At 73.1% G+C, this 10,144-nt stretch carries 9 protein-coding genes; 6 read left to right on the top strand and 3 right to left on the bottom strand.

Features of this window, described 5'->3' with window-relative positions; genetic code table 11:
- The first annotated feature begins 369 nt into the window (after positions 1-369).
- The gene (locus GTQ99_RS14280; RefSeq protein ID WP_166616404.1) at positions 370-870 is read left to right on the top strand and encodes a phosphotransferase; all 501 of its coding nucleotides are present in this window, start codon (positions 370-372) and stop codon (positions 868-870) included.
- Between the two features lie 96 nt (positions 871-966).
- On the opposite strand, the gene GTQ99_RS14285 is transcribed toward GTQ99_RS14280, so the two are convergent.
- Entirely contained in the window at positions 967-1,470 is a 504-nt protein-coding gene (locus GTQ99_RS14285; RefSeq protein ID WP_166616405.1) for a VanZ family protein, read from the bottom strand.
- A 268-nt stretch (positions 1,471-1,738) separates the two neighbouring features.
- Complete coding sequence (locus tag GTQ99_RS14290; protein WP_166616406.1) at positions 1,739-2,488, bottom strand: phosphotransferase; 750 nt, start codon at positions 2,486-2,488, stop codon at positions 1,739-1,741.
- Between the two features lie 722 nt (positions 2,489-3,210).
- Here GTQ99_RS14290 and GTQ99_RS14295 point away from each other — a divergent pair.
- The gene (locus GTQ99_RS14295) at positions 3,211-4,668 is read left to right on the top strand and encodes an alanine/glycine:cation symporter family protein (RefSeq protein ID WP_166616407.1); all 1,458 of its coding nucleotides are present in this window, start codon (positions 3,211-3,213) and stop codon (positions 4,666-4,668) included.
- Between the two features lie 66 nt (positions 4,669-4,734).
- Here the strand turns inward: GTQ99_RS14295 and GTQ99_RS14300 are convergent, their stop codons facing one another.
- Positions 4,735-5,643: a LysR family transcriptional regulator gene (locus GTQ99_RS14300; RefSeq protein WP_166616408.1), complete on the bottom strand. Its 909-nt coding sequence runs from the start codon at positions 5,641-5,643 to the stop codon at positions 4,735-4,737.
- Positions 5,644-5,720: 77 nt separating this feature from the next.
- Between GTQ99_RS14300 and GTQ99_RS14305 the strand changes: the two genes are divergently transcribed.
- From GTQ99_RS14305 to GTQ99_RS14320, 4 genes are all read left to right on the top strand, one after another.
- Positions 5,721-5,888 (top strand): hypothetical protein, encoded by a 168-nt coding sequence (locus GTQ99_RS14305; protein WP_166616409.1) that lies wholly within the window; start codon positions 5,721-5,723, stop codon positions 5,886-5,888.
- A 182-nt stretch (positions 5,889-6,070) separates the two neighbouring features.
- Entirely contained in the window at positions 6,071-7,396 is a 1,326-nt protein-coding gene (fucP, locus tag GTQ99_RS14310; protein ID WP_166616410.1) for an L-fucose:H+ symporter permease, read from the top strand.
- Positions 7,397-7,765: 369 nt separating this feature from the next.
- Positions 7,766-8,794 (top strand): ABC transporter ATP-binding protein, encoded by a 1,029-nt coding sequence (locus GTQ99_RS14315; RefSeq protein WP_166616411.1) that lies wholly within the window; start codon positions 7,766-7,768, stop codon positions 8,792-8,794.
- A gap of 80 nt (positions 8,795-8,874) precedes the next feature.
- The coding region (locus GTQ99_RS14320; RefSeq protein WP_166616412.1) for a polyketide antibiotic transporter at positions 8,875-10,144 on the top strand (1,270 nt) is incomplete at its 3' end.

Here is a 10,144-nt window from a genome sequence, read left to right on the forward strand (position 1 = left end):
CACCCCGGCACCCCGGCACCCCGGCCAGCATCGACCCATCACAGCGCCACCGACCTCACGCCCATGGCGAAAGGGGGGGTATCACATCCATGCTCGCCTGTTCGACGGATCCAGGCGCTGGGCATGCTGCTGCGCCACAGTGGGCCGGTGACCAAGGCTGGTGACCACAGCGTCGAGCGAGGCATCACGGTGCGGGACGGCCTCGTCCACCGCGCCGCCCAGCGTGCACCACCTCCTGCACCACCTGCACGAACGCCTCGGCGACGTCGTGCCGCAACCGGTCAGCCACCACGGTGACCTCGAGATCCTCACCCACCTGCCCGGGCCAGCGAGAGCGGCCTGATCCCGGCAGCACGGTTGCTGCGCGCCGTGCACGACGCCAGCCGCGACTACACCCCCGAGCCGGGCGCCACGTGGGGTGCGGCGCCGCAGTCCCCGGCAGAGGTCGTCTGCCACGGCGACCCCGGCCCGTGGAACAGGGTCTGGCGCGATGGCGAAGCAGTAGGGCTCTTCGACGGGGACTTCGCCCACCCCGGACCCGCGATCGACGACGTCGCCTACGCACTGGAGTACCTCACGCCCTTCGGCAGCGACGAGGAAGCCATCCGCTGGCACGGCTTCGCCCGAGCCCTTGACCGGGCCCGGCGACTGCACCTCTTCGCGCGGGCCTACGGGTGGGTCGAGCCGCTGGACGTGCACGCCCTGGTCGAGGCCGTCACCACCCGCCAGCGACGCACCGTCGAGACCGACACCGCCCTCGCCGCGCGAGGAGTGCCGCCGCAGCAGCGGTGGGTGGAAGACGGTCACCTCGACGTGCCGGCCGAGCGGATCCGCTGGAGCGAGACGAACCGGCACCTGCTGCGCCGGTGAGGTCACCCACCGCGCGAGCCCCAACCGGTCATCCCGCCCTCCAGGCGGCTACGGCCGCCACCGGCGCGTGCTCGTGGCCATCACCGCGCTGTCCCATCAGCGCAGGCGAAGGGCTCGCTCCGCAGGCCGTCCGCACCGCGCCAGCGCCAGAGCCCCCCACGCCAGCAGGCCACCGACAAACGCGCCCACGGTGTTCGCCAACCAGTCACCGGTGTCGCACGAGCGACCCAGGGTAAGAACGAGTGCCTGCAGCACTTCAATCCCTACCGAGAGCGCACTACCGATCACGGCGGCCAGCACCCAGCGGCGGGTGGCCACGCCCGCCAGGAGCACCGGCGCGACGAAGAGCACCAGGTTGGCGAACGACTCCACCCGAGCCGGCGTCGGCCAGTCCCACTGCACTGCGCAGCTCACGCTGAGATGGCGATCGACCGGCACCAACGTCAGAGCAGCCAACGGCAGCAGGGACAGGGCCGTCGACGCCCACGCCAGTCGTGGGCGCGAGACCAGCCACGCACCGATCACTGGACCGATGACGACGTGGACCAGCAGGAGAGCCGGTGTGATCCACCGATGGGTGATCAGGAAGGTGCTCAGCACCGCGCCCCCACCCTCGCATCCTTCAGGCCGCCCACCCGGTTGTGGTCAGGCACACGTTGATCATGTCAGGGGACTTCACGGTCAGCCTGCGCTGCGGCGCGTCCGGGCATGGCGCCGTGCGGGCGCGGTCGGGGTCGTGGCGCGGGCCGCGCCGCGTCCGGTGACGGCGCCCTGCAGTACTTCCGGTCATGGCGACCCCCGGACGTCGTCCGGGCGCGATCACGGCCGGCGACGTCACGAACCCGTCCACCTGCGCGCGTCGGCTGCCTCAACGGTCAGGGCCGGTGTTCTCCTGCAGGCACCGCCGCACGTGGGCCAGGCCGTCGTCGGGGTGGCGCCCCGCGAGGTCGTCGAGCATGAACCGGCAGGCCCACGCCCGTGCCGGCGCCGGCAGGGTCTCGAAGGCGGCGGCGTCAGACCACCCCTGCACCATCGCGGCCACCCGCGGTTCCCGGCGCCGAGCCCGCACCGCCGGGTCCAGCGTCAGGATCGACCACGTCCGGGCGCGGTCCAGCACCGCGGGACCGGCGGCCGTGTTGGCCCAGTCCACGACGCCGCTGACCTCGCCGGCATCGTCCACGAGCACGTTCAACGGGTGCAGGTCCAGGTGCAGCAGGCTGTCGGCGCCGGCCAGACCTTGCTGCCTCGCCTGCCGGGCGAGCACGGAGTTGGGCGCCTGCGCCATGACGGGCGCAGGCGCCAGCGCCGCCAGGGCCAGCTGCGCAGCACCGCACGCCTCGCCTCGGCGACGCACCTGTCGTGGCGACAGACCCCGCACGTCCGCGGCCGGACGCCCCCGCAGCCGGGTCAGCAGCAGTGCGGCGCGCTCCCGCCCCTGCTCGTGGGCGTAGCGGGTCCTCTGAAGCACCTGCGGAACCGGCACCACGCTCGCGGCGGCGGTCATGGCCGCCTCCTCCCGATCCAGCACGTGAGGGTCGCCGATGCGCAGGACGAGCTCGCCGCACGCCCAAGTCTGGCCGCTGCTGCCACCGATCGCCGCCAGGGGCTCGTGCGCCACCCCTAGGGCGGCGGCGGCCCGACGCACCGCCGCCGAGGGCTCGGAGCGGTCCATCCCGGACCCGGTCGCGGCACCTCGTTCCACGGAGTCGAGCGTGCCGTGTCGTGCAGGAGGGCACGAGCCTCTGACCTCGGTCCGTGGAGGCCGTGCGCGCGCTCTTGCCGCTGGCCGGGTGGTGACCGCAGCGCGCTGCGGTCACCACCGCTCGGCAGGCGGAAAGTCTTCCCTGTCGTCGCTCACGGCCACGTCATCCTGGCGCTCGAAGCAGCGGGTGCTGCCGGCGACGTCCCTGCTCCACGCCTGGGCGCGGCCGCGGAGCCCGGGCCGGAGTCGCTCCCACGTACCCGGCCGTCGGCCCGCCGACCACGGCTGGCAGCGCAGCAGGAGGACGTGCTCGCCGGGGTCGACCAGCAGGACTCGGGCCGTCAGGTGGGTGCAGGCTGCCACGACGTGCGAGCCCGACGCACGAGCCCCGCGAGAACGGCCTGGAACGTTCGAGAGGAGAACGCGGACGACGCCGCAGCAGCGGGTCGACGACCGACTGATCAGGTGCACGAGCGGCTTCAACTCCCTGAAGCGGCGCGGGAGGCAGCGACCTCACCGCCTCGACACACCTGCGCCGGGCAGACGAGGGCGGCATGAGCAGCCATACTGAGCGACCTGGTCACGGCCAGATCACCGCACGGCGCCGGCGCAGCACTCCCTGACCCGCGGAGGCACGGATGGACCTGATCCAGGAGAACGTGATCGACCCGGTCTCCAACCTGCTGTGGACGTACGTGCTGGTCTACGTGCTGATTGGAGTGGGCCTCTACTTCGGCATCCGCACCCGCTTCGTCCAGGTCCGCCTCTTCGGGCGCATGCTGCGTCAGGTCACCTCCTCGCGCAGCGGTGCGGAAGGTGGCATCTCCTCCTTCCAGGCGTTCGCCATCGGACTGGCCTCGCGGGTGGGCACCGGCAACATCGCCGGTGTGGCGATCGCGCTCACGCTCGGCGGACCCGGAGCAGTCTTCTGGATGTGGGTGGTCGCTCTGGTGGGCATGGCCACCGCCCTCATCGAGTCCACCCTGGCTCAGGTGTTCAAGGTCCCCGCAGCCGACGGCACCTTCCGCGGTGGGCCCGCCTTCTACATCGAACGGGGTTTGAGGTCGCGCGCCGGTGGGGTCCTCTTCGCCGTCCTGCTGATCTTCACCTTCGGGTTCTCCTTCAACATGGTGCAGGCGAACACCATCAGTGCCGTGCTCTCCGAGGGGCACGGCGTCTCCACGGGGTGGACCGCGCTGCTGCTGATGGCCCTGACCGCGGTCGCCATCTTCGGTGGTGTTCGTCGCATCGCCCGCATCGCCGAGGTCATGGTGCCCTTCATGGCCCTGGCCTACGTCCTGCTGGCCCTGGTGATCGTGGCCATGAACATCACCTCCCTCGGTGGCGTGCTCATCCAGATCGTCTCGGCCGCCTTCGGCGTCGGTGAGGCCGCGGCCGGCATCACCGGCGGCATCGCCGCCGCGCTGCTCAACGGCGCCAAGCGGGGCTTGTTCTCCAACGAGGCGGGGATGGGCAGCGCCCCCAACGCCGCCGCGACGGCCACCACCAGCCACCCCGTCAAGCAGGGCCTGGTGCAGTCCCTGGGCGTCTTCGTCGACACCATCGTCATCTGCTCCGCGACCGCCTTCATCATCCTCTCCGCCGGTCCGGGGGTGTACCGGCCCGGCGCCGACGTGGAAGGCGCCTCCCTCACCCAGACCGCCGTCGCGGACCAGCTCGGCAGCGCCCTGACGCCGGTGATGACCCTGCTGGTGTTCGTCTTCGCCTTCTCCTCGGTGCTGGGCAACTACGCCTACGCCGAGGTGAACATGTCCTTCCTGCGGGCCCGGCCCGTGGTGCTGCTCCTCTTCCGTGCGCTCGTGGTGGCGCTGGTGGGCGCCGGCTCGGTGCTGGAGCTAGCGGCGGTGTGGGCGCTGGCCGACGTCGCGATGGGCACGATGGCGTTGGTGAACCTGGTGGCGATCGTGCTGCTGGGCAAGTGGGCGCTGGGAGCCCTGCGCGACTACGAGCGGCAGGTGCGGGCGGGCGAGGACCCGGTGTTCCGCGCCGTCGGCAACCCGGACCTGCCCGGTGACCTGCCGCAGAGCGTGTGGACCGGTGAGGACGCCCACCGCCAGGTACCCGCTGAGCGATGACGGGTGCGGCCCGCGCACACGGCTCGCGCCGGCGCTCGCAGGAGCCTGGTGGCGGTGCAGGTGAGGTCAGTGCTGCGTGCCGGCGTGCTGGAGCACGTAGCGGCGGAAGCGCTCTGCCGAGGGCAGCAACCGGCGCTCTGCGGCCCACACCAGCCCCACGTCCTGGGTGGCGCCGGCGTCGGTGAGCGGCACCCGGCGAGCGGTCGCGGCCGGTGGTGAGCCCACGCCCGTTCCCGCGACGTCGTCGACCTCCGGCACGACGGCGATCCCGAGGCCGGCGGCGACGAAACCGAGCACCGTCGCCAGGTCGCTGCACTCGAAGGCCACGGTGGGCTGGAAGCCTGCAGCCGTGCACAGCTCGTCGAGACGCCGGCGCAGCAGCGACGTCGCGGGGAGCGCGACGAACGGCAGGTCGGCGGCTTCGGCGAGCGCCGCGCCGGATCGGCCCACGAGCGGGTGGCCGACCGGCAGCGCCAGCTGGAGGGGTTGGCGCAGCAGGCGCTGCCAGCGCCACGGGGAGCCCACCGGGCGCGAGGCGGTCAGCTCGAGGTCGACGTCGCCGCGTTCGCCCACCGAGGTCACCAGCTCGTCGCGCGCGGGGCGCAGGTCGAAGCGGACCTGCGGGTGCCGCGCCCTGAAGCCGGCGATCAGCTCGGGGACCAGCCAGGCACCCAGCTCCCCCTGGAAGGCCAGGGTCACGGTGCCGGTCCCCGGATCGAGGAGCTGCTCGACACCGGCCAGGCCGTCGTCCAGCTCGTGCAGCACCGCGTCGACGTGGCGCTTGAAGGCGACACCGGCGTGCGTCATGCGCAGCGAGCGCCCGGAGCGGTGCAGCAACGGGGTGCCGACCTCCTTCTCGAGCCGGGCGAGAGCACGTGAGACCCCCGACTGGCTGACGCGTTCGATCGAGCTGACGTCGGTGACGCTCACGCCGTCGGCGACCTGCTGGAACCAGCGGAGGGCATCGGTGTCCATCCCGCATGACGCCACGTCATGGATGCCATGCGCAACCCTCATTGGACGCATGGCGGCCGGCGCCGCACACTCGAAGCATGCCCACCCCGCGGACCACCACCGTCACGACCCGCGAGAACTGGCTGTCCACCCTGCGCCGGATCGCGCGTCCCCGCCCCGCCGAGCAGGCCGTCGTCGCAGCCCTCCCGGCGACGCGCGGCACCTCCGTCGTCGTCCTGCCCGCACCGCGCCGCACCCTCGACTGACGCCCGGGCGGGCGGTGCCCGCACCACGCGCGCCCGCCGCCCCGTGGGTGGAAGAACCATTGGTGACGTGCTAGACACGCCACTGGGCGATGCGCCCGAGGCGTCACCGCGCCGGGCGCCGGCCAGGCACCCGCCTCGGTGATCACCTCCTCACGTCAACGCGGACACGAGGAGAACCGGCCATGGCTGCACGCTCGGCCCGCACCGAAGGCGACCTCTCCGTCGAGGGCAGGGCACCGTTCCTGCACCCCGGGGCGAAGCTGCCCTTCGTCCTGCTGATCTCCTGCTTCATCGCCTGGGGAACGGTCGCGAACATGACCGACCCCCTGGTCAGCGTGTTCCGGACCGTCTTCAGCATGAGCAACCTGCAGTCGGCGCTGGTGCAGTTCTGCTACTACGGCTCCTACTTCCTGCTGGCACTGCCGGCGGCCTTCATCAACCGGCGCTTCTCCTACAAGACCGGCGTCCTGCTCGGGCTGGGCCTCGCGATCGCTGGTGCGGCGCTGTTCTACCCCGCAGCCCAGGTGATGACGTACGGCATGTTCCTGCTCGCCCTCTTCACCCTGGCCGGCGGGCTCTCGATCCTGGAGACGTCGGCCAACCCGTTCGTGATGTCCATGGGTCCCGAGGCGAGCGCGACCCGCCGCCTCAACCTGGCGCAGGCCTTCAACCCGGTCGGCACGAACATCGGGGTGTTCCTGGCCGCGACGCTGATCCTGCCGCAGCTGAACTCCGCGACCGCGCAGGAGCGCGCCGCCCTGGCTCCCGAGGCGCTGCGCGCCGTCCGCTCCGAGGAGCTGAACGCCGTCATGGCGCCCTACCTCGGCGTCGGCGTGGTCCTGGCGATCATCTGGATCGGCATCGCCTCGGTCAAGATGTCCGACCACCCGGGCACGGCGATCCAGGAGGGCCACGAGACGCACCTGCTCGCCACGCTGAAGCGCCTGATGGCCAACCGCCACTACCGCTTCGGCGTGATCGCCCAGTTCTTCAACGTGGGCGCGCAGACGTGCGCCTGGACGTTCACCCTGCAGTACGCCGCGGAGGCGGTGGAGGCGACGGCGGTGGAGCAGGGCCGCTGGCTGCAGGCCAGCCTCCTGGTCTTCCTCGCCTCCCGCTTCCTGATGGTGTGGCTGATGGGCCACGTGAGCGGCGCCTTCCTCATGCTCGTGATGACGGTCCTGGCCGTGGTGCTGTGCACGGTGGCGGTCGTGCTGCCCAACCTGATCGGCCTGCTGGCCGTGGTCGGGTTGTCGTTGTGCCTGTCGCTGCTGTTCCCGACCATCTACGGCATCGCCCTGGAAGGGCTCGGGGAGGACACCAAGTTCGGCGCCGCCGGTCTGGTGATGGCCATCCTCGGTGGTGCCCTGCTGCCGCTCGTGCACGGCGCGACCATCGACGCGACGAGCGCCACCACTGCCTACCTGGTGCCGGGGGCCTGCTTCGCCGTCGTGGCCGCCTACGCGCTCTTCAGCCTCCGCGCGCACCGCACCACGACGGCCGGCTGACGCCGCGACCTGACCGTCCGCACCACGTGCTCGCGGCGGGAGCGGCGCTCGCCGAGCAGCGGTCCTCAGGGTCGCCTCCTCGAGGCCGAACGGGTCACCAGGTGCGTTGACGGTGAGGTCGAGGTGTCCGGTGTCCGGTGTCCGGTGCCGCAGCCGCGTCGCCACCGGTTCTCCGGCAAGCCGGTCACCGGTGCGAAGCGGGCTCGCAGGCGCTGACGGTCTCCTTGCGCGCCCGCTGCGGAGGAGCGGCCAGCGGGGCGGGTGCGGAGCCTTCCGCACCCGCGCGGAGCGGCGTACAGTTCCTCCTCGGAGTGCCGGGAAGCCTGGTCGGCGGTGACGATCCGCGACGACCCGAGGGACGTGCTTCCGATGGCTGAACCGGCTGTGCGAGCTGTCGCACTGACCAAGCGGTACGGCTCCACCACCGCCGTGGACGACCTGCACCTGGACGTCCCGGCCGGGCAGGTCTTCGGCTTCCTGGGACCCAACGGCGCCGGCAAGTCCACCACCATCCGCATGCTGCTGGGCCTGGCCCGCCCCAGCGCCGGCGCCGCGCGCATCTTCGGCGTCGACGCCCTGGACGTGCGGCGCTCCCACCGCCACCTGGCGCACGTGCCGGCGGACGTGGCGCTGTGGCCGCAGCTGACCGGCCGCGAGGTGCTCCACCTGCTGGCCACCACCGGTCCGGGCACCGACACCGCCTACCGCGACGAGCTCGTCGAGCGCTTCGCCCTGGACGTGGACAAACCCACCCGCGCCTACTCCACCGGCAACCGGCAGAAGGTCGCCCTCGTCGCGGCCTTCGCCACCCGGGCCCCGCTGCTGGTCCTGGACGAGCCGACCAGCGGCCTGGACCCGCTGATGGAGCAGCAGTTCCGCCACGCCGTCACCGAGGCCCGCGAGCGCGGGCAGACGGTGTTCCTCAGCTCCCACCAGCTCAGCGAGGTGGAGGCGCTGTGCGAGCGGGTGGGGATCCTGCGCGCCGGCCGGCTCGTCGAGGTGGCGTCGGTGGCCGGCCTGCGCAGCCTGCACCGCACGGAGGTCGTCGCCTCCTACAGCGGTGCGCGGCCCCGATTGTCCGCGCTGCCCGGTGTGGACGTCGTCGAGGAAGTCGAGGAGGTCGAGGCCGTCGAGGACGTGCAGGACGCCGGCGCCGGTGCCACCGGCGCGCGGCGGCGGGTCCGGTTCACCTTCAGCGGCTCACCGGCCGCTGCGCTGCGCGCGCTGGCCGAGGCCGACGTGCACACGTTGGCCGTGCGCGAGCCGGACCTGGAGGAGATCTTCCTGGACTACTACGGCGGGGACGACGACGGACGTGGCGCGCCCAGACGTGGCGGCAGGGGCAGCGGCCTCGGCGCGGGCAGCACGAGCGATCACGACCAGGAGGTGGCGCGGTGAGCTCGCGGGTCGTCGGCGCCCGGCACCGCGACGCCCGGGGCGCCTCACCGCGGCACCCGCACCCTCCGGCCTCCTCCACGGTGGAAACCTCCACGACCGCGCCGGGGCCCCGCCCCGGCGGCGCGTCGGCGGCGCGGGCGCTCGCCGTCCTGGCCTGGCGCCAGGTGCGCACCGGAGCGGTGCTGGTGCTCGTGGTCTCAGCGGGGGTGTCGGCGTCCATCGCCTCCACCCACGAGCGGGTCTTCGCCGATCCGGCGAGCGCTGCAGGGCTGCAGTCGATCGCCGCGAACCCGGCGATCCGCACGCTGTTCGGTGCACCGGTGGCGCTGGGCGACCCCGGGGGCTTCACGGTCTGGCGCGCCGGCACCGTGACCGCGGTGCTGCTGAGCACCTGGGTGGTCCTGGCGACCACGCGCACCACCCGCGCCCAGGAGGAGGTCGGTCGCTGGCCGCTGCTGCTGGCCGGCCCGCTCACCGCGCGCACCGCGAGCAGCTGGACGCTGCTCACGCTGGCCGCGGTGCCGATCGCCTGCGGTGCGGCGGTGAGCGCGTCGCTGGTGGCCGTGGGCACCCGCCCGGCCGGTGCGCTGGTGCACGGCGCCGGCACCGCGGCGGTGGGGTTGTTCTCCCTGGCCCTCGCCGCCTGCTGCGCCCAGCTGTTCGGCAGCCGCGCCGGCGCCACGGGCGCCGCGGTGGGGGTGCTGGGCGCTGGCCTGCTGCTGCTGCGGATGGTCGCCGACGGCGTCGAGACGCTGGCCTGGTTGCGCTGGTTCTCCCCCTTCGGGCTGCTGGAGCTCAGCCGCCCCTTCGTCCGCGACCGGCCGGCACCGCTGCTGGTGCTGCTGATCGTCGCGGTCGCACTGGCAGCGTGCGCGCTGCTGGCCCTGGCGCACCGCGACGTCGGTGAGGGGCTGCTGCGGCAGCGCTCGGACAGGGCGGCCCGGCTGGGCCTGCTGGGGTCCGTGGAGGCCTTCGCGCTGCGACGCGGCCTGCGGGCCCTGGCGGGGTGGTCGGCGGGGATCGGCGCCTACTACCTGCTGCTGGGGCTGACCGCCGTCTCGGTCACCGGCTTCCTGGCCGGTGACAGCGGGGTGGCGAGGATGGCCGAGCGGGCCGGGTTCGGCGCGCTGGAGCGCGTCGAGGGTTTCAGCGCCGCGGTCTTCAGCCTGCTGGCGATCCCGGTGGGTGCCTTCGCCGCGGCGCGGATGGCCGCGCTGGCCGCGGCCGAGGACGAGCGGCGCCTGGTGCTGCTGTGCGCCGGTCCACTGGGTCGGCTGCGGCTGCTGGGCGCCGAGGTCGCCGCCACCGCCGCCGGGGTGGCGGTGCTGAGCACGCTGGCCGGGGTGGCGA

Source organism: Kineococcus vitellinus, assembly GCF_009906315.1.
Classification (GTDB): Bacteria; Actinomycetota; Actinomycetes; order Actinomycetales; family Kineococcaceae; genus Kineococcus; species Kineococcus vitellinus.

Bases quoted from the DNA above. Each gene is read 5' to 3' on its own strand.
- GTQ99_RS14295 (WP_166616407.1), top strand. From the start codon at position 3,211: ATGGACCTGATCCAGGAGAACGTGATCGACCCGGTCTCCAACCTGCTG.
- GTQ99_RS14300 (WP_166616408.1), bottom strand. From the start codon at position 5,643: ATGGACACCGATGCCCTCCGCTGGTTCCAGCAGGTCGCCGACGGCGTG.
- GTQ99_RS14305 (WP_166616409.1), top strand. From the start codon at position 5,721: ATGCCCACCCCGCGGACCACCACCGTCACGACCCGCGAGAACTGGCTG.
- fucP (WP_166616410.1), top strand. From the start codon at position 6,071: ATGGCTGCACGCTCGGCCCGCACCGAAGGCGACCTCTCCGTCGAGGGC.
- GTQ99_RS14315 (WP_166616411.1), top strand. From the start codon at position 7,766: ATGGCTGAACCGGCTGTGCGAGCTGTCGCACTGACCAAGCGGTACGGC.